The 17,325-nt window shown below is 63.9% G+C and carries 21 protein-coding genes, 1 tRNA gene and 1 pseudogene; 5 read left to right on the top strand and 18 right to left on the bottom strand.

Translation table 11 applies throughout. From position 1 onward, the window contains the following. Positions 1–17 precede the first annotated feature (17 nt). Together G7077_RS11215 and G7077_RS11210 are read right to left on the bottom strand one after the other, a co-directional pair. A tRNA-Val gene (locus G7077_RS11215) sits at positions 18–93 on the bottom strand. 55 nt (positions 94–148) lie between these two features. Beyond that, positions 149–1,069: a MarR family winged helix-turn-helix transcriptional regulator gene (locus G7077_RS11210; protein WP_166411777.1), complete on the bottom strand. Its 921-nt coding sequence runs from the start codon at positions 1,067–1,069 to the stop codon at positions 149–151. Between the two features lie 85 nt (positions 1,070–1,154). Here G7077_RS11210 and G7077_RS11205 point away from each other — a divergent pair, with 85 nt between their 5' ends. After that, positions 1,155–1,475 carry a hypothetical protein gene (locus G7077_RS11205; protein ID WP_166411776.1) on the top strand — a complete coding sequence of 107 codons (321 nt, stop codon included), beginning with the start codon at positions 1,155–1,157 and terminating at the stop codon, positions 1,473–1,475. On the opposite strand, the gene cysQ is transcribed toward G7077_RS11205, so the two are convergent. Both cysQ and G7077_RS11195 read right to left on the bottom strand, forming a co-directional pair. Beyond that, positions 1,472–2,302: a 3'(2'),5'-bisphosphate nucleotidase CysQ gene (gene cysQ / locus G7077_RS11200; RefSeq protein WP_166411775.1), complete on the bottom strand. Its 831-nt coding sequence runs from the start codon at positions 2,300–2,302 to the stop codon at positions 1,472–1,474. The two genes, G7077_RS11205 and cysQ, sit on opposite strands and share 4 nt — an antisense overlap. After that, positions 2,299–3,078, bottom strand: a complete 780-nt coding sequence (locus G7077_RS11195) for an SDR family oxidoreductase (RefSeq protein ID WP_166412457.1) — start codon at positions 3,076–3,078, stop codon at positions 2,299–2,301. The genes cysQ and G7077_RS11195 overlap by 4 nt, the downstream gene beginning before the upstream one ends. A gap of 192 nt (positions 3,079–3,270) precedes the next feature. Here G7077_RS11195 and G7077_RS11190 point away from each other — a divergent pair, with 192 nt between their 5' ends. Next, positions 3,271–4,620, top strand: coding sequence for a L,D-transpeptidase family protein (locus G7077_RS11190; RefSeq protein WP_166411774.1), 1,350 nt, complete (start codon positions 3,271–3,273; stop codon positions 4,618–4,620). Positions 4,621–4,722: 102 nt separating this feature from the next. Here the strand turns inward: G7077_RS11190 and G7077_RS11185 are convergent, their stop codons facing one another. The 7 genes and pseudogenes from G7077_RS11185 to G7077_RS13930 all read right to left on the bottom strand — a co-directional run bounded on the left by G7077_RS11185 (position 4,723) and on the right by G7077_RS13930 (position 8,892). Continuing rightward, positions 4,723–5,562 (bottom strand): outer membrane protein, encoded by an 840-nt coding sequence (locus tag G7077_RS11185; RefSeq protein WP_166411773.1) that lies wholly within the window; start codon positions 5,560–5,562, stop codon positions 4,723–4,725. A gap of 107 nt (positions 5,563–5,669) precedes the next feature. Next, positions 5,670–5,981 carry an HK97 family phage prohead protease gene (locus G7077_RS14580; RefSeq protein WP_166411772.1) on the bottom strand — a complete coding sequence of 104 codons (312 nt, stop codon included), beginning with the start codon at positions 5,979–5,981 and terminating at the stop codon, positions 5,670–5,672. Further along, on the bottom strand, positions 5,978–6,289 hold the full coding sequence (locus G7077_RS14225; RefSeq protein WP_246167158.1) for a DUF6127 family protein: 312 nt from the start codon (positions 6,287–6,289) through the stop codon (positions 5,978–5,980). The genes G7077_RS14580 and G7077_RS14225 overlap by 4 nt, the downstream gene beginning before the upstream one ends. Then, positions 6,286–7,232, bottom strand: a pseudogene (locus tag G7077_RS11170) (phage portal protein). The gene G7077_RS14225 and the pseudogene G7077_RS11170 overlap by 4 nt, the downstream one beginning before the upstream one ends. A gap of 278 nt (positions 7,233–7,510) precedes the next feature. Beyond that, positions 7,511–7,909 (bottom strand): hypothetical protein, encoded by a 399-nt coding sequence (locus G7077_RS11165; protein ID WP_166411771.1) that lies wholly within the window; start codon positions 7,907–7,909, stop codon positions 7,511–7,513. A gap of 65 nt (positions 7,910–7,974) precedes the next feature. Beyond that, a complete protein-coding gene (locus G7077_RS11160; RefSeq protein ID WP_166411770.1) occupies positions 7,975–8,379 on the bottom strand; it encodes a hypothetical protein in 405 nt (134 codons plus the stop codon). 222 nt (positions 8,380–8,601) lie between these two features. After that, complete coding sequence (locus tag G7077_RS13930) at positions 8,602–8,892, bottom strand: hypothetical protein (protein ID WP_206367631.1); 291 nt, start codon at positions 8,890–8,892, stop codon at positions 8,602–8,604. 7 nt (positions 8,893–8,899) lie between these two features. Between G7077_RS13930 and G7077_RS13925 the strand changes: the two genes are divergently transcribed. Next, positions 8,900–9,301, top strand: coding sequence for a hypothetical protein (locus tag G7077_RS13925; RefSeq protein ID WP_206367630.1), 402 nt, complete (start codon positions 8,900–8,902; stop codon positions 9,299–9,301). Positions 9,302–9,394: 93 nt separating this feature from the next. On the opposite strand, the gene G7077_RS11145 is transcribed toward G7077_RS13925, so the two are convergent. After that, a complete protein-coding gene (locus G7077_RS11145; RefSeq protein WP_166411768.1) occupies positions 9,395–9,919 on the bottom strand; it encodes a hypothetical protein in 525 nt (174 codons plus the stop codon). Between the two features lie 182 nt (positions 9,920–10,101). On the opposite strand from G7077_RS11145, the gene G7077_RS11140 reads away from it, so the two are divergent. Beyond that, on the top strand, positions 10,102–10,563 hold the full coding sequence (locus G7077_RS11140) for a GreA/GreB family elongation factor (RefSeq protein ID WP_166411767.1): 462 nt from the start codon (positions 10,102–10,104) through the stop codon (positions 10,561–10,563). Here the strand turns inward: G7077_RS11140 and G7077_RS11135 are convergent. Beyond that, positions 10,560–11,189 carry a trimeric intracellular cation channel family protein gene (locus G7077_RS11135; protein ID WP_166411766.1) on the bottom strand — a complete coding sequence of 210 codons (630 nt, stop codon included), beginning with the start codon at positions 11,187–11,189 and terminating at the stop codon, positions 10,560–10,562. The genes G7077_RS11140 and G7077_RS11135 overlap by 4 nt on opposite strands. A 245-nt stretch (positions 11,190–11,434) precedes the next feature. On the opposite strand from G7077_RS11135, the gene G7077_RS11130 reads away from it, so the two are divergent. Beyond that, positions 11,435–12,205 (top strand): SDR family oxidoreductase, encoded by a 771-nt coding sequence (locus G7077_RS11130; RefSeq protein ID WP_166411765.1) that lies wholly within the window; start codon positions 11,435–11,437, stop codon positions 12,203–12,205. A 12-nt stretch (positions 12,206–12,217) separates the two neighbouring features. Here G7077_RS11130 and G7077_RS11125 read toward each other — a convergent pair whose 3' ends face one another. From G7077_RS11125 to G7077_RS11110, 5 genes are all read right to left on the bottom strand, one after another. Further along, positions 12,218–13,018, bottom strand: coding sequence for an energy transducer TonB (locus G7077_RS11125; protein ID WP_166411764.1), 801 nt, complete (start codon positions 13,016–13,018; stop codon positions 12,218–12,220). Positions 13,019–13,074: 56 nt separating this feature from the next. Further along, positions 13,075–13,209: a hypothetical protein gene (locus G7077_RS14335; protein WP_281347037.1), complete on the bottom strand. Its 135-nt coding sequence runs from the start codon at positions 13,207–13,209 to the stop codon at positions 13,075–13,077. 30 nt (positions 13,210–13,239) lie between these two features. Next, complete coding sequence (locus G7077_RS11120; protein ID WP_166411763.1) at positions 13,240–14,073, bottom strand: energy transducer TonB; 834 nt, start codon at positions 14,071–14,073, stop codon at positions 13,240–13,242. 54 nt (positions 14,074–14,127) lie between these two features. Continuing rightward, on the bottom strand, positions 14,128–14,274 hold the full coding sequence (locus G7077_RS11115) for a hypothetical protein (RefSeq protein WP_166411762.1): 147 nt from the start codon (positions 14,272–14,274) through the stop codon (positions 14,128–14,130). A gap of 113 nt (positions 14,275–14,387) precedes the next feature. Then, entirely contained in the window at positions 14,388–16,415 is a 2,028-nt protein-coding gene (locus tag G7077_RS11110; RefSeq protein ID WP_425505280.1) for a DUF3857 domain-containing protein, read from the bottom strand. Positions 16,416–17,325 lie beyond the last annotated feature (910 nt).

Below are 17,325 nucleotides of genomic sequence, written 5' to 3'. Positions count from 1 at the left end.
GGCCCGGAAGGGTGGGCTGGTGGGCGCTGACGGGCTCGAACCGCCGACCCTCTCGGTGTAAACGAGATGCTCTACCAACTGAGCTAAGCGCCCGCTTGCGCGGCAAGCGCTGCCCGTTGCCACTTCGGGCACGCTGCCGCAAGTGCGCTTAGATGGTCGCGGCTTGCCCGACCTCGGCGAAATAGCGCCGCAGCGACTGGCTGGCTGCCGGAGCCAACTCCACGAATACGCGGCGGCCGTCGTGCGGATCGGCTCGCCGAACAAACAAACCTTGATCCGTCATTGTCTTTAGCCAACGAAGCGCAGTCGTGGCGGGAACCGCTGCCGCAATGCACAGGCTCGATACGGGTACCCGCAGCTGCGCGATCTCCGCCTGTAGCAGATCCAGAAGCATGTCCCAGGCGGGATCGGCGAACAATTCTTCCGGGAAAAAGCGGCTGCGAAGCCGCCGAGCCCGGATCACGGTTCGGACGGTGTCCACCGAGATATCGGGGACGTCGGGGCTCGTCGGGGGTGCCTGCAGCATAGGCGCCGGCTGCGGGCCGGTTGAAAGACGCGCAAGGGTCGAAGCGATGCGGCTGACTTCGTCGCTTAACTGGCGAAGACGTTCCGCATTGCGATCTGCAGCGGCATCGTGAAGCCGCTTGGGTAGCTCGCGACTGGCGACTGCAAGGGCGAGCGCCGAAGCTCGCTCGTGTGCATTGCCGTCAACCACAATTTCAACGTTTGCATCATCGAACAGGCTGGAAACCTGGTCCAGCTGGTGCATCGGGACCGACAAGATAGCCGAACATCGTCCCTCACGGCTGACGTGCTGCGCTAACGCAATCGCAACGTCGACTTCATCCCCGCCGTCGCCAATCTCAATCCAAATGGCCGAGGCGGCTCCCTGTCGTTCGAGCCGTTCAGATGCCTCGGAGAGCGACACCGCCGCGGCCATGCGATATCCGGATTGCTCCACGGTTTCGCGACCGCGTTGCAGGGCTTCGTCAGTGTCAGCCGTGACCAAGACCGGTGCGGCTGCAAGGCTCGAATTGGATGTATAACTGACGCCGCACGGCATGTTCATGTCGCAACCTCCGACAATTCAACCGAGCAATGAAGGGATTACGCGCAAATCGGAGAAAAGTCAGACGGCTTTGGCTCCGAAACGGATGCAGGAGGAAGTCTTCCACAATGGTGAGCCCTTCAAGACACGACCGGGTGGAGGTAAGATCATGGACTTGGGGCGGCTATCATCAGGATTTCATCGGGCGCGCTGGCTTGCCGAGCTTGCGATCGCCATGGATGAGGCGGAAGCAACCGCCCGCAAGCTGCTTTACACTAGCCACGCCTACGACGAGGCCGCTGCTCTTCTCCCGGCGATAACGGCGGCACGGCAGGAGATCAGAAGCCTTCAACTCGGTGGGTGGCGGGCACCGGTACAGCAGATTGGTTCAAAACGGATCGGTCTGGGGAATTACTCGTCCGACTAGACGCCCTGAGGCAGATCGCCACCGCCGGCGAAGGGCTCAAGGAAGGGCGCGATCCGCGGCGCTTGCCACCCGCCTGTCGCGACAAAGCCACGATTGAGAAAGGCCGTTTTCCCGTACCGAAGCGGCGTGCCGTCAGGACCGTCGACCCGCCCACCGGCTGCAACCAGTACGGCATGCCCGGCAGCCGTATCCCACTCGCTGGTTGGCGAGAGGCGCGGATAGATGTCCGCGGTGCCCTCGGCGACGATGCAGAATTTTAGAGACGAGCCGACCGAGACATGCTCGCACTCGCCAACAGCGTCCGCCAGATAGTCCACCGTGGCTTGGTTAAGGTGAGACTTGGATGCAACCGCGACCACCTCGTTAGCCCTGTCTCGGACCCTGATCTCGGACCATCTGTCCGCTTCGAATAGTTCTGCTCCTTCACCAACCACGCCACGGTGAAGGCGCCGAGTAGCGGGGGCGTACACCACCCCTAGGACCGGCACGCCGCCGAGGATCAGCCCAATGTTGACGGTATAATCATCGCCGCCATGCGCGAATTCGCGGGTACCATCCAGTGGATCGACGAGAAAATAGTCCGACCCGTGCGCAGGGATACGGCCCGCAGCGACCTCTTCCTCCGCGATGATAGGAATGTCCGGTGCCGCGACCGACAGTGCCTTCAGGATGATGGCTTCCGCAGCCCGATCTGCTTCGGTGACGGGGCTCGCGTCCCTTTTGGTTTCAACCTCGAAGCCGCGCGCGACGACTTGGAGGATTGCCTCTCCTGCATCCTGCGCCGCGATCGTGAGCGGCTCGATCAGCCGCGTCAAATCATGTTTCAACGAGGCGCCATCCGAATACCGCCGTCCAGCCGGACCGATGCGGCATTCATGTAGGTGGCCTCGATCAAGAAACAGGCGAGCGCCGCATATTCTTCGGGTTTGCCGAGCCGCTTGGGGAACGGCACCTGTGCGCCAAGCGCATCCTGAACCTGCTCGGGCATTCCCGCCACCATCGGCGTCTTGAACACGCCCGGAAGTATCGTGTTCACCCGGATACCCTCGTTCATCAGATCGCGGGCGATCGGCAGGGTCATCGCCAGTACGCCGCCTTTGGAGGCAGAATAGGCGGCTTGCCCGATCTGCCCGTCCTCGGCTGCGACCGATGCCGTGGTGATAATGCAGCCCCGCTCACCATCCTCGAGAGGTGCAAGATCCATCATGCCGGAGGCCGCGTGCACGATGCATCGGAAGCTTCCTGTCAGGTTGATTGCAATCGCCCTCTCGAATTGCTCAAGAGGAAACATCTTGATGCCGCCGCTTTGCTTGTCGCGGCCGACCGTCTTTGACGCGTTGACGATCCCTGCGCACGTAACCAGCACCCTCTCTTGCCCATGGGCCGCACGGGCCCTCTCGAAGGCCGATGCGAGCTGTGCCTCGTTTGTCACGTCGGCTTCGCAGAAAATTCCTCCGATCTCCGCCGCGACGGACTCCCCTCGAGCATTGTCACGATCGAACACAGCCACCTTGGCCCCGCGCCGGGCCAACTCCCTGGCTGTTGCCTCCCCAAGCCCCGACGCCGCGCCGGTGACGATCGCAGCTATACCTTCCAGGTTCATCATTCTTCCTTCAGTCCGGCATGCGGTGGACTTGCCTATGCTACGGATCGAGCGCTGCTCCAAGTGGTGGAAGCGCATTGCAAAAGAGTCACGCCTTCTCACATTTTGAGTGCTAAGCTCGTGACAAGCTTGGCCTTTGCACGATCGAACTCGTACGTTTTGGGTTCAGCTTAAGCGCATTAAAGGGACATCATGAAGCATCTCGCGACACTCTTTACCGGCGCAGCGCTGACCGTTGCGCTTCCGCTCGCTGCTCAAGCGCAGGTTCAACCGCTAATTGCTGGGAGCTTTGCGGACGCGGGCGGCCTTGCGGCTCAAAATGCCGTCGCCGCCTTTTACAAGAGCTATAGCGTTCCGCCGATTTGGTTTCGCGGCGGGGTCGCAAGCCCGGCGCTCGCGGACGTTCAGCGCGTTCTCTACCGCGCACCGTTCGACGGCTTCGCCGCCGGTCCGCAATATGCGGCACAGATTCAGGCCGCGATCCGCCAGGCAGCCAGCGGCAACAAGGCCGACATCACGGCGGCAGAGCGAGCCGTGTCCACTGCCTGGGTTGCCTACGTGCAGTCGCTCAAGCAGCTGACGCCTGGCATGATCTACGCTTATCCGGTTCTCGCACCGCAGGGCACACGTGCCGACCAGATCCTGCTCACGGCCGCTGCGGCGCCATCGCTGCAAGCCTATGTGAACAGCACATCGAACCTGAACCCCGTCTACGCGCAATTGCGTGACGCGGCATGGCTGCAGGGTCAAAGTGCCGGCAACATGACGCCCGACCCGCGTCTTCTCGCTAATCTGGAAAGGGTGCGTTCGCTGCCCTCCGCGGGCAAGTTCATCTTCGTCGATGCCGGCTCGCAGATGCTTTACATGTATGAGAACGGCCGCGTCGTGGACTCGATGAAGGTGGTCGTCGGTGACAAGAAGAACTTTGGCCTGCCGACGCCCATGATCGCCAGCATCATGCATTACATGACGTTCAATCCTTATTGGAATGTGCCCCATCACCTGGTTCGTCAGAAGGTTGCGCCGGGCTATCTCAAGGAAGGCGCCAAATATCTGAAGGCGCGCGGCTACGAGATTGTGGCCGACTGGAGCGAGGATGCGGCGGTGATTTCGCCCGACACGGTCGATTGGAAAGCGGTTGCGGCCGGCGCCAAGCAGATCCGCGTGCGGCAATTGCCTGGACCCACGAATTCGATGGGCAAGATGAAATTCCCGTTCCCCAACGGGCAGGACATTTTCCTCCACGACACGCCGCAACGCGACTATTTCAATCTTGCCCGCCGCGACAGAAGTAACGGCTGCGTGCGTTTGGAAGCGGCTCCCCGGCTCGCGCGCTGGCTGCTTGGCCAAGATGCCGTCGCGCCGTCTAAGGATCCGGAAATCCGAACCAAGCTGCCGGCCGGCATACCCGTCTATCTCAGCTACCTGACGGCTAAGCCGACGAGCACTGGCATTGCTTACCTGGACGACATCTATGGTTGGGACGTGCCGGGTGCTCAGGTGGCTGCGGTCAGCGCGCCCGTGCCGACCGCAACGCGCTAGTCACGCGACTAAGCTTCGGCGGAAACTTTCCGTCGATCAAAAAGAAAAAAGAGCGGAGCGACCAATGTCGCCCCGCTCTTCATTTAATCACCTGAGCTCAGCTTAGCCGCGCTCGGGCTCCGGAGCCGGCGGCGGCGGCGGCGGCGGCGGCACGGGGCACGCGTCCGTCGCCAGGATCACCGATCCGTCCGGGCAGGTCTGAGTGGCCGGCGGGGGCGGGGCAACCGGGGTCTCGACGACCGGAGGCGGCGGCGCCGGCGGCGTCCAGAAGTTGTAGATCAGGCTTGCGAGCAAGCTGTGCGACCGGAACTTACCGCCGCTAAGCGCAAACGGCACAACCGCATCGTCATTGCCGAGATCAAGCTTCCTCGTGTTGAAGTAGCGATACTTCAAACCTGCCTGCAGGCGCGGAGTGATCGAACCGCGCACACCGGCGAGCAGCTGCCAAGCGAGCGCGCGATCGGTGGTCTTGATGTCGAGCATATCGACGGTCACGCGCGCCAGACCGACGCCACCACCGACGAAACCGCTCCACGGCTCGTCATCGCCAAAGTCAAGCAAGAGGTTGCCCATCCCGGAGATGACTTTGCTGCTGCCATCGCTGTCGAGAATAGCACCGCCACCAGCACCGGAGCCGGTCAGCAGATCCGTCTGCGCAGCAACCGAAATCTGCTTGATCGGCGCACGCTTGTAACCCGACTCAGCTTCAAGCCGGAACATGCCGAAGTCGTACCCGCCGATGATATCGGCATCGACGCCGGTGCCGTGATCAAGAAGGATTCCGTCTGCAACGACAACCGTCGGGTCGGAATAGTCCAGATCGATATCTTCGGCGAGCAGCAAACCGCCTTCGATACCCGCATACCATGCGCCGTCACGAGCGACCGCAGGCGTCGCCAACATGGTCGTGGCAAACGCCACCGCAATGGCCGTCTTCCGCATTGATTATCCCCTTTCGAGCAGGTCTCATTATGAAACTGTGAGAACATACTATTATGGGGTAAGTTCGCGCGCAAGCTGGCAAAACCACAAGCTGTTGCCGCAATGCATCAGTCGATCAGGCCATGCTCCTTAAGTCGCGTCACAATGGCGGAGATTGCCGCCCGGGCCTCGGTGTCAGCGGTCGAACCTCCGCTCGGCAATGGCACGGGCGACCCCCGCCCACCAACCACCTGCTTCCCGCCGATCATCAACTTGGAGCTCAGATGCTCGATCCGTCCAATGACTGCGCCCGCCTTGTGCTGCCACAACAACGGCACCTGTCCACCTCGCTTCAGCGCCTCCGCGAAAGCCCCCGGCCGGATCACGTCCCCGCCCCGGTCCACCCGGTCGAACAAAGCCGCATAGCCCGCGAACCTCACGCCCCCACCAGGTCCGACAAGCGAAACCGCACCGCCAGCCCCACCAGCGCCATCGCCAGCGCCAGCCGAGCGAACCAGCCCGCCACCGCCTTCCACACGCTCCGCTTCGCCTCGCGCCAGGCGGCGAGCAGCTCGCGCAGCTCGTCCATATCCCGCCGCGCCCGCTCGTCATCCAGCCCCAGCGCCCCAAGCGCCCGCCGCGCCCCCGCCTGGCTCGACTCCTCGACCAGGGCCCGAAGGGTGATCAGGTCCACGCCCTTTCCTTCAGCCTGCGCCATCAACGTCGCCAACACCGCATCGCCAGTCATCGCTCACTCCCCTCCCGCAATACGGGAGGGGTTGGGGGAGGGCCTGCAAAGCCCAACATCCCCCTCTTCTCCTCATCGCTCAGAAACGTCGCGACCCCCACCATCTCCCACAACCGCGCCCGGTCCTCCGCCAGCTCGCTCAGCTGATCCGTATCGACCGCCAGTTTCACCTCACCCAGCCAGTCGCTCAACATCGCCGACAATCCGGCAAGCACCCGTGCCGCCATCGGCAGCACGGTTTGCCGGTACAAGGCCCGCCCCGCCTCCCGAGCATTCGCATAGGTCGCATCGCCCGGAAGCCCGACCAGCACCGGCGGCACACCGAACGCCAGCGCGATGTCCCGCGCCGCACTTTCCTTCAGCGCGATGAAGTCCATGTCCGCCGGCGACAGGCTCATCGCCTGCCACTTCAGCCCGCCTTCCAGCAGCAGCGGGCGGCCGGCATTCCCGGACCCCGAAAACTCCGCCGCCAACTCCGTCTTCAATCGATCGAACTGCTCGCCCGACAGCACCGCGCCATCGGCCGGCTCATAGCTCAGCGCCCCGAGGGCCGCGCCGCATTGTCTAGCAACGCCTTGTTCCAGCGGCTCGCCCGATTGTGCACGCTCGCCGCAGCGATCGCCGCATCCAGGCACCCCATTCCGTAATGGTCGTCACGCGGAGACAGCGCTCGAAGATGTGCCACCTGCCGACGCTCCAGCCCGTCGCGAAGTGCAATCCGAACCTGCCGCTCCCCGGCGCCATACAGGTAAGCGCTAGGCCACCCCCGCTCATCCGCCAGCACCTTCACCCGCTCCGGCCGAAGCAGGAACAATTCGTCCGGCACCTCCCCGTCACTGCTCACCGCCTGCACGAATGCATTGCCATGCAACATCAGGTGCGCGGCAATGCCCTCCAGCAGCCCATCGGCAAGCACCAGCTTTGCCGCCCGCTCATCGCCCACCTCGGCATAGACGGTGAGCGACCCCACCAGCCCCGCCACCAGCCGCACACAACGCTGCCCCACCGGATTGTCGTGAAACACCTCCGCAAACCGCGCCTCATAGGAGCGAGCAAACCCCACCTCCACGTCGGCCGTATTCAGCCACGAGGGCGCAAACGCCCTCACGTCCGCCGGCGCAGCTTTGCGCCCGAACCACCATCCCACGTTCGCCTGCTCCTATTTAAGGAATTGCTAAAGCCACTGCACCCCGCTTGTGCATGCCACTCGTCATTTCCCCCTCAAACACCCATCATTTGCCGGGCCGCTGCGTGCCACCATGGCGTGTCCCACAACAAATGCACGATCGCGCTCACGGCCACGAAACCTGCCAGCCACACCCAGTAAGCACGGTGCACCGACCGGTTGCGGATCACGTCCCAGGCAAACATCGGGGACACCGCTAGCAACACGTACAAGTCCTGCGCCAGAGGGCTCCCCGGCATCGTCGTCGGCAACCATGTCATCCGCGCGAATGCGGGTGGAAGCGCGATGGCCGTGCCCAGGATCATCATCCTTTTATGCAGCCCCGCATTGCCTCCTCTCGCCCGCAACCCGATGGTCATGAACAAGGTGAACAAGATCCCCACCCGAATCTGGTTGAGCAACACATTGTCCAATTCGGGAAGCCGCCGAATCATCGCCTCCCGCACCGGCAGCGGCCCATTCTGCGCGGCCTCCCAGATCAGGTGGTAGTTTGTCGGCGCTAGGATGAACCCGTTTTCAGCAAAGTCATGGCGATGGCGTTGGGATAATCCCGCATCACCTCTTCGCTACCGTCGCCGCGGCGGACGATCTTCTCCGTCCCAACTAGCGCCCGCTCGATCAGCGCCAGTTCCAACTGTTGATAGGCAACCCCGATCGCCTCGTGCCAGCCGATGCGGAACGCCGCATGCGTGCGTCGGCGACGATAGGCGGAGCTGACCGATACACTTGCGACCGCCGCCGCTGCGGTGACGTTGCACGTCTCCTCAAGTGCACCCAGAAATTCGGCTTCCTTTGCTTTGGTCCAACCGCACTGGTTCGCTGCACGCATCTGCGGCTTCTTGCCATCCGTTAGCTGCAGCGCCCGCGCGCCACCCTCGGCCCCCGCCGATCCCCGCTTCGCCACATCCATGTCCTTTAGCCCTTCGTCTTCAGGAGCCGCGGTCCTGAGCCTGTCTAAGATCCAGCGGCGTTCGAAAGACTTGTTCCAAGCAAAAGGGCCGGCGCAGCACTCAAGCTGCCCGGCCCTTCTGAGCCGCCCGTCCGGCGACTCGCAATTCTTCACTGTTCCTAAGTGGTAGTCGAACAGCGTGACGATGTCAACAAGAATTTACCGATATGGTTCGTTTTAGTTGCTCGGCGTGCTTCCCATCGTCTGCGGACCGCCCGTCACGTCGCCGCCGGAGGCGATCTGCTGCTGGACCGCCTGGTTGAGCTGCGCCGAAGTGGTTGTCGCGGTGCAGCTCGCCGTTCCGCTGGCGATGCTTGCCGACAGTGCGCTGACCGACACGCCGCAGACGCTCGCCGCTACATCGATCGGCACCTGCGCGGTGACCGGGATGTTGTTGCGGTTAACGTTCAGTTCGACCGAAAGGTTGTTGAGAACATTCTGCAGGTTGACGCTGACCAGCGCCGGCACGCCTCCGGTGCTACCGCCAGTGCTCGTTCCGCCGCCGCTGCTCGTCCCCGTGCCTGTCGACGTTCCGGTGCCGGTCGACGTGCCGCCGCCGGTGCTCGTCCCGGAATCCGGCGCCGACACCGCCGTGTCGCCGGCGGAGGAAGGCTCGCGGGATTGGGAGTCGCAGGCGGCAAGCGCCAGCGCTGCACCGGCAGCCAGTAGGGAAAACCTGAACGGAACTGAGGTCATGGGGATCTCCAACGCGTTGGTTTATTGGGGAGTGTTGGTGCTGTTGGTCTGGGTCGTCCCGCCGGCGGTCGTCGGCGGCGCCGTTGTCGTTCCAGGCGTCGTCGTTCCCGACGTGGTGCTGGAACCAGCGTCCGGCGCCGGGACCGCCGTTTCCCCTGCCGCGGCCGGCGCACCGGACTGAGACTCGCACGCAGTGAGCGCCATGGCCACACCGGCGGCAAGCAACGAAAGCTTGAATGGGACTGAGGTCATGAAAATCTCCAAAGCGAGGCGTTTACTGGGGAGTGCTGGTGCTGTTCGTCTGCGTCGTACCGGCCGCGGTGGTCGGCGGAGCGGTCGTGGTCCCTGTCGTCGTGGTGCCGCTGGTGGTCGTATTGCTCGTCACCGGCGCAGTGGTTCCGCCATTGCTCACCGTTCCGCTGGTGCTGGTCGCCCCTCCGTTGGTCTGCGCGCCGCCGCCGACACCGCCGTTGGCGGCCAGTTGCTGCTGAACCGCCTGCACCAGCTCGGGGGAGGCGGTCGTCGCGGTGCAGCCCTTGCTCTCGCCGCCGCCGCCGATCGACAGGATGTTGATGGAGATGCCGCATACGTTAGCGGCCAGTGAGATGGGAATCTGCGCGTTGATCGGGATGTTCGACTTGTCGACGTTCAGGTCCAGCGCCAAGTCGTTCAGCACGTTGGACAGGTCGACCTTCACGAGGGATGTGGTGACATTGCCGACCCCGTCCGCAACCGCGGAGCCCGCACTTTTGACGCCATCTACCACGGCATTGTCGGTCTTGCAGGCAGACAACAACACAAGCGCACTTACAGACGCGCAGACGATTTTACGCATGCCGATTTGTCCCTCTGTTTCGAACGCCAACGTCCTGAAATGCGGATGGTTTCGCCCGCGCGACAAAATGCCTGGCTCCGCAATCTTCAGCTTTCGGGACGCGCCGAAAGGGCGCAAGGTCGCCCCATGGAACGGACAAACACCCTATGAGCGTCGCCTTCCGCCGGGAAAGCGATGACGAGCATCTCGAACCCAAGTTCGAATTGCCGATCCCGCCCGGCCCCAACATCGTCACGCCCCGCGGCTATTCACTTCTTGAGCAGCGCACCGCAGAGGTGGAGGCCCAGCTCGCGGCCACTAGCGATGAGGAGCAGCGCAAAAAGGTGCAGCGTGATCTCCGCTACTGGCGCGCCCGCCTCGCCTCCGCCCAGATCGCCCCTGCGCCCGCCGGCGACACCGTCGCGATCGGCACCCGGGTCACGATCGACCAGTCGGGCAAGCAACGCACCCTGACCATCGTCGGCCACGACGAAGCAGACCCCGCCGCCGGCCTCATCTCCTTCGCCTCTCCGCTCGGCCGCGCCCTGATGGGAGCCGAAGAGGGGGACGAGGTGGATGTTCCCGGCATCGCCCAGACCGCAACTGTGGAGCGCATCTCCGCCTCCTAGCGCCGATAGGCCGGCAGCGCCCATCCCCGCGCGATCGCCGCGGCGCGCAACGCGAAGCCGCTCAGTGCCGCGATGGCGCCCGCGGGCACCTCCGGCACGCCGAGCACCGTCAGTAGCACCATCAGCCCGGACGCAAGCGCACCGGCGGTCACATACAGCTCCGGCCGAAGAAGGATCGACGGCTCCCCCGCCAGTACATCGCGCAGGATCCCGCCGACACAGGCGGTGATCACGCCCATGCCGAACGCCGGCAAGGGCGCAGCGCCGAATGCTAGCCCCTTGGCCGCGCCATAGGTTGAATAAACCGCCAGCCCCACCGCATCGAACCAGGCGAGCGCGAGGCCTCCGCCCCACCAGCGGCGCGGCGTCACCCACACCAGCATCCCAGCGGCCAAACAGATCAGCAGGATCCAGTTCTCATGCATCCAGAACACCGGCGCGCCGATCAGCACGTCGCGCACGGTGCCGCCGCCCACCCCCGTCACTACCGCAAAGAACAGGAAGGTGACCAACGTCAGCTTCTTCTCCGCCGCCAGCAGCGCGCCCGATATCGCGAATACCGCGATGCCGACATAGTCCAGCACCGCGATTGCGGGCAGCAAGGGCTCGAGCGGCGGTGTCACCATGGGCTGCTTTCGTCAGGAATGCTCCACATCATCGCAGCCCGGCACAATTGAAACAATCGCAACGGTGGGGCGACATGAATTTGGCGCATCGTGCCCCCATATCCATCCTCACACCGGGACATCTCCCCTCTCCCTCCCGGATGGGGCCGGGGGCGTTCATGCCCTCGGCCCAAAAACTCGTGACGCTCTGGAAGTCGGCGGCCGCGCTCCCCACACTGGCGGCACACCGACAAGGGAACGCGTCCATGAAGAGCAGCGGCAACACCATCCTGATCACCGGCGGCGGCAGCGGCATCGGCCGAGAGCTCGCTCAGCGCTTCCACGATCTCGGCAATACGGTGATCGTCACCGGCCGCCGTAGATCGGCGCTGGAGGAGACGGTTGCCGGCCGAGACAAGCTCCATGCCGCCGAGCTCGACGTCACCGACCCGCAAGCCATTCAGGATTTTGCCCGCTCCGTCCTTGCCCAGCATCCGGGCCTGAACGTCATCATCAACAATGCCGGCATCATGCGCGACGAGCCGCTCGACCGCGGCCGCGACCTCAACGACGCCGAAGAGACGGTCACAACCAACATCCTGGGGCCGATCCGCGTCACAAACGCCTTCATCGATCACCTGATCGCGTGCGGGGACGGGACGATCGTCAACGTTACTTCTGGTTTGGCGTTCGTGCCCTTCACCCTCGCTCCCACCTATTCGGCGAGCAAGGCCGCGATCCACTCTTACACCGCCTCCCTCCGTGAAGAGCTGAAAGGCAGGGTCGAAGTGATCGAGCTTGCTCCTCCCGGTGTCCAGACCGACCTGACGCCGGGCCAGTCGACCCGCCAAGGATATATGCCGCTGCGCGCATTCATCGATGAAGTGATGAACCTTTTTCAGCAGCAGCCCACCCCGCCGGAAATCCTGGTCGAGCGGGTCAGCTTCCTCCGCAACGCCGAGCGAGAAAACCGATACGACGCCACGTTGAGTCAGCTCAACGAAACCGCCCGCGCGGCCCGGGCGGCGCAGGAATAGCGCCCGCGGCTGCTAGTCGTCGACGAACTCGCCGTCATATTCGCGAGCGGGCGGCTCCGGCCCAAGCTCCCAGTCCTGCTGCCCCCGGACGACTTCCGCGACTGGCCGTCCAGCCGCGTCGCGCGCGGGTCGAAAGCGGAGGTTCCGCTCCAGCAGACGGCACGTCGCAACATCGAGGTCGCGATGGCCGCTCGTGCGCGTCACCACGCAATTGCGAACCCTGCCATCCGGCCAAACGGTGAAGCGGATGTAGGTCGTCCCCTGCGCCCGCCGCTGAACGGCACGGCGGGGATAATCGTTCGGACCGATCCCGCCGCGCAGCAGCTTGGCATGGACCCCCAATCCGCCGCCGCCACCGCCGGTGCCATTGCCGAAGCGTCCGCTGCCAAGCCCCGTCCCGACGCCGCCCGCACCGGTTCCCGGCCCCGCCAGCACCGCCGCGCCAGCCGCCGGCGCGCTCCCGCTGCCCGCAATTGGCGCGGTTGGAACTTGCGGGACGGGCAAGGGAATGACGGGGATTGGAGCGACCACCGCGGCAGGATCATTCTTGCGGTTCGCCGGTGAGGCTGCCCCTTCCGGATTTTTCGGTCGGGCCACCTCCCGCGGTTGCCGTTCCGTACCGGGTGGAGCGGGCGTCGGCGGCGGGGGTGGGTCGTCGAGATCGATCCTGATCAACTGGGTCTCGTCGGTCGCCTTCGTCGGCACGGTGAAGCCGAAGCTTCGAAGCAGCACGAGGCCGAGCACCAGATGCACGGCGGCGACGGCAATGCCCGACTTGAGACGATCGCCCGGGTCGGCATTCAAACGAACCATCACCATCTCCACGGGCGGGCGCTCGACAGATCTACTACGCCAAACGGGCGTGAAATTCAGCTGAAGCGGCAGGCGTCCATCCGCGACACGCCGTGCTCCACGCTCGAGTGGATGCGGTTACCGCGTGCACCCGCCCCTAGCCGCCCCAGCGCGGTGGCCGCTTCGAGGAGACCCTCGACAATCCTCGACACCCGCGCTCGCCAGGCGAGAAAGGCGCATGACTAATCGGTCTTGCCGGTCCCAGGAATCCCGGTGAAGACGAATGTTCCGGTGAACGGCACCCCTTCGCCCCCTTCGCCGAGCTTAGGCTGAAGTCGGCGTTTAAACTCTTTGCAGTCCCGCATCGGCGGCGGTGCCGGCCCGAGCTCTTCGGCAATCGTGCAGCGCTCGATGCGGCCCGCGGCGTTGAAGTCGAGGTGAAGAACCTGCCGGCTGGCGATTGCCGCGCCGCTCGGGAGGGGGATGTCCTCTGGCTGCACTGTGCCAGGCAGGAAGCGCTCTTCCAGCGTGAAGCTCACTGACTGTCCGGGCTGCAACCAAGTAGGTGTCCAGCTTGACGCCTCTTTTAGGAGACGTGCGCAGCCCTCTCCGGGGGTGGAGGCCACCAACTTCATTGCGCCTTCATCCTCCACGACGCAGGTAGGCTGCTTTTGCGCCGCGAGGGTAACTGTAGTCCGCACTGCCCAGGCGAGGTTCGGCGCCAAGTCGCCTTGGAGTCGCCAAGTGATCCGCTGAACCACGCTGCCGTACGTCTTGCGCCCGCGCTCGTCCTTGGCAGGCTGGAACTTGGCGCGTTCCTTGATCAAGCGGCAAGTCTCGGCATCGAGCGACGGTGACCCGGACGAGGAGGTGACGGTGCAGCCAGAGACTCGACCGACCGCGTCCACATCGATCCTGGTAGTCACTGTTCCTTCTTCGTCCGCGGCCTTCGCCTCGCTGGGGTAATCGTCTGCCGTGAAGAGCGCGCCGATTGGTGCGGGCGTCGATGGAGGCTTGGGTCCCTTGCTGGCGATTGAAGCAACAAGGGCGAGCGCATGAAAGGACAAGAACAGCATGCCTGATCTTAGCGGCAAGCGTCCTGATCTCCACCCGGCATCGGGATCTTAGCGTTAGGTGAACCGATAGGCGTCCCTCCGAAGCACGCCATGCTCAACGCTGGAGTAGATGCGGCCACCACGTGCGCCGAGTTCCACGGCCCGAAGCGCGACCAACAAAGGCAGCAGATGCCCCTCTGGTCCGTGATTGTGCGCGGCCATAGCCGACGACATAACCGTCGAGGATCCTAAGGCAGACGTCGATTGGCCGGGACAGGTTGGAAGCCGATTAAGCTCCTGAACTTGGAATGCCCGCCGAAGGGCCTACACGAGGGCTAACCTGCGCTCGAAAGGCACGGCAGGTGCTCGCCGGACCAATCGATCTCGGTAGTCGTCGGCACACTCCTGGTAGAAGGGACGGCATTTTGTCCCTTAGGCTCATACCGGATGACTGCCATCGAGTTGTCGAATGCCGCTATTCGCCCGTTGTCGCGAGCCGCCGCGACCGGATCGATTTCGGGTACGTCCACGCGAGATCCCCGGATCATGGTGATCGCGCCATCCCTGAAGCCAAACGCACGATAATAGTTGCGGCCGAACAGCCTCGTCTTGAAGCCGCTGTTGAAAGACCAATTCTCCGGCCTCGTCGTCTTGGGCAGGCGGACGGTGGTCACGTGACAACTGAAACCGGGTTCATTGGCGTAAGGGAGGCTTTGATCCTGATCCGAAGCGCGGCCGCGCCGTTCGGGAGGATTGAAGCCGCCGCCGGGCAGGATGAGCGACTTGGCGCCGCCTCCTTCATCTTCCCAGTCGATGTCGCGTGTTCCCACAACCGTCAGGATGCTCGCGCGCGCCTCCGAATCGTAATGCCATTTCACGTCGTCAACGGTGACCCAGGCGTTGCCGGCGCTTTCCTGCCGGAAGCTGCTGAGCAGTTGCGCGGGGGTCAAGGCTGAGAACTGAATTTGCTGCTTAAGGCCCTCGATGCCTCGCGTGATCTGAGTTGTGGTCACCTTGGAAGGCCGATCGAAGCCTTCGCGGGCATCGATTTCGTACAAGGCGACTTCCGTCGGCGTTTCCGGAATTTTCCAGTCGATCCGAACGATCGAGCTTCCTGCCGCAGTCAGCGGCATTAGCCAGCGGTAAGGAAGGACCGGGTCGAGCGTGGGCCCCGCAACAGCGGGGAGGGTGCCGTCCAGCCAGTAGGACTTACCGCCGATCGCTGCCCGAACCAGGACGTGGTCGAAGAAGACGGGGTTCGGCAGATGCTCGTCGAGGCCGTCGTCGTTACCGCTGTTGCTGACCATGACGGGATCGGCCGCAATCCCGAGCTCGGAAAGGAGCGCGAGCAACAAGGCGGTCTTGCCCTTGCAATCGCCGTACCGGCGCTGCCACGTTTCGGTCGGGCTGGCAGGTGCAAGGTTGCCCCCGTTAAGACCGACGTAAACGTATCGGACCTCCTGCTGCACCAGCCGCAACGCGGCACTTGCCCGATCCAGCGCGCCGGGATGGGCCGCGGCGATCTTGCGCGCCTCTTCCTTGAGCGGCGACGACGGCTCGAGCTTAGCAGCCTTTGCGTAGAGTGGCGCGAAGCGGCGCGAAATGTCGGACCAGTTGCGGAAATTGCTGAACTCGACGACGCGCTGCCAGCCGAAGCGTGCCGGTGCGCCTTGCGGGGCGGGCCGAGGCGCAGGATTGTCGAAGGACAAGCGCAATCCGTGGCTCTCCTGCTTGACCGCGGCTTCCATCTCCGCGGTCATTTTCAAGAGCGGGGTCTGACCGTCATCCCAGTTCACGGCGAGCGCATGGCGTCCCGGTGGGGGATCCGCCCCAAGCATTAGCAAGCCCGCGGTCTCCGCGCCCAGCGTGGGATCGTTCGCAACGATCGTCACGGCGGCCTCCACCTCGTCGCCGACCCGCAGGTCGGGAATTCGAAGAACGGCGGTGAGGACGCCGTCGAGCACCGCCGCTTCAAGCTGGTTTTCACGCCGGAGAATCTCGAAGGAAGCGTTCTTTAGAATGTCGGTCATCTTGCCGTCGCGATAGAGGCGGAGCGCATGAACCGTGGGTGCACCGGCCGCAGGGTTCCATGAGATCGCGAAATTGCCCAGCTGCAAGGCGCTGGAGTGCAAGATCTTCATCCGGTAACCCTGATATTGCTGCTGGCCGCGCGCATCCAGGTGAATTTGAACGTCTGATCGGCGAACGAACAAGGGGCCGCTCAAGGTCTCGGGAACGGGAAGGAGGTCGCTGGGAATGACCCATTTCGGCTCCGGACCACGAAGCACCGTGTCATTCTTCGCATGCACGGGAGCGGCGACGGCGACGCACGCAGCCGAGATGATCCATACCTTACGCAACACTGCCCCCTTGCACGAAGTCCGATCCGGCGCTGCCATGGTTACAGCTTATCAGGATTGCGGCAATGCCTGCTCGCCGAGTTGATCAGATTGAGGCCGCCGCAATCCGGCCAAGACAAGCTCACCCCGGCCGATGAAGCTGTTGAGCACCTTCTTCATGTCCACATGTTCGAAGTCGATCCCAGCTTGTTGCCTTCCGCGCGCCAATGGTGCCGTAGCCGACCGCCATGAAACACGCGTTGGGCCGAGGGCGAGGTTGGTCCGGCCTGATTGCCTGGTGACGCCGCGCTGGCACGGGCCGGCAAATGCACGTTCACGGCAGCGGTCAAGGTCCAACGGCGTTGGGCCCCGCCCAGGGAGCGGTGAAGCCTGTCCGGGGCAGCAAGCAGCGGACCCGCGCATTTCGCAAAAGAAATGGGGGCCGGCATTGCTGCCAGCCCCCACTGCGCCGAGCGAAGGATCTGCCGGTGTTCGTGTCCTGAAAGCCCCGCCCCTACGAATAGGTTTGCGACCCCGCTTCTCGATCCTGGCTCACCAGCTCAGGCGTCGCGTCCGTTCGAACCGCCTCCTGCCAGGCAGGGACCAATCTCTTTACTCGGGTGCGCCAGCCTCTTCTTGCCCAAGCATGAAGGCGGCCTCGCTTCCTTTTCAAGCCACTGGCCTGATCCGTAAGGATCTGGGCAACTCGACTTTTCGCGGCCCTTCTTGGGATGACCCTCTCGTGCTGACCTGATCGTTCCGAAGAACAACCCGCCGTGCGCGAGTGGAAGATCATCTCTTCCGGCGCCTCTTCCGGCTGAATTTTAGCTCCTGATCCGAAGATCGCTTGCCTTGCTCGGCCGGTGGAGATCGGTTCTTTGAACCCCGCCGCTCCGTCCGTTCCCTTGCGGTCCCTTCCGGTGAGGCCGGGCGC

The organism is Sphingomonas piscis, from assembly GCF_011300455.1.
In the GTDB taxonomy this organism is placed as follows: Bacteria; Pseudomonadota; Alphaproteobacteria; order Sphingomonadales; family Sphingomonadaceae; genus Sphingomicrobium; species Sphingomicrobium piscis.
This window is presented reverse-complemented; position numbering and strand designations above follow the sequence as displayed.

Excerpts from the sequence above, each read along its gene's own strand:
- G7077_RS11210 (WP_166411777.1), bottom strand. The coding sequence starts at position 1,069 with ATGAACATGCCGTGCGGCGTCAGTTATACATCCAATTCGAGCCTTGCA.
- G7077_RS11205 (WP_166411776.1), top strand. The coding sequence starts at position 1,155 with ATGCAGGAGGAAGTCTTCCACAATGGTGAGCCCTTCAAGACACGACCG.
- G7077_RS11195 (WP_166412457.1), bottom strand. The coding sequence starts at position 3,078 with ATGAACCTGGAAGGTATAGCTGCGATCGTCACCGGCGCGGCGTCGGGG.
- G7077_RS11190 (WP_166411774.1), top strand. The coding sequence starts at position 3,271 with ATGAAGCATCTCGCGACACTCTTTACCGGCGCAGCGCTGACCGTTGCG.
- G7077_RS11185 (WP_166411773.1), bottom strand. The coding sequence starts at position 5,562 with ATGCGGAAGACGGCCATTGCGGTGGCGTTTGCCACGACCATGTTGGCG.
- G7077_RS14225 (WP_246167158.1), bottom strand. The coding sequence starts at position 6,289 with ATGACTGGCGATGCGGTGTTGGCGACGTTGATGGCGCAGGCTGAAGGA.
- G7077_RS11165 (WP_166411771.1), bottom strand. The coding sequence starts at position 7,909 with ATGATTCGGCGGCTTCCCGAATTGGACAATGTGTTGCTCAACCAGATT.
- G7077_RS11140 (WP_166411767.1), top strand. The coding sequence starts at position 10,102 with ATGAGCGTCGCCTTCCGCCGGGAAAGCGATGACGAGCATCTCGAACCC.
- G7077_RS11135 (WP_166411766.1), bottom strand. The coding sequence starts at position 11,189 with ATGGTGACACCGCCGCTCGAGCCCTTGCTGCCCGCAATCGCGGTGCTG.
- G7077_RS11130 (WP_166411765.1), top strand. The coding sequence starts at position 11,435 with ATGAAGAGCAGCGGCAACACCATCCTGATCACCGGCGGCGGCAGCGGC.
- G7077_RS11125 (WP_166411764.1), bottom strand. The coding sequence starts at position 13,018 with ATGGTTCGTTTGAATGCCGACCCGGGCGATCGTCTCAAGTCGGGCATT.
- G7077_RS11120 (WP_166411763.1), bottom strand. The coding sequence starts at position 14,073 with ATGCTGTTCTTGTCCTTTCATGCGCTCGCCCTTGTTGCTTCAATCGCC.
- G7077_RS11115 (WP_166411762.1), bottom strand. The coding sequence starts at position 14,274 with ATGGCCGCGCACAATCACGGACCAGAGGGGCATCTGCTGCCTTTGTTG.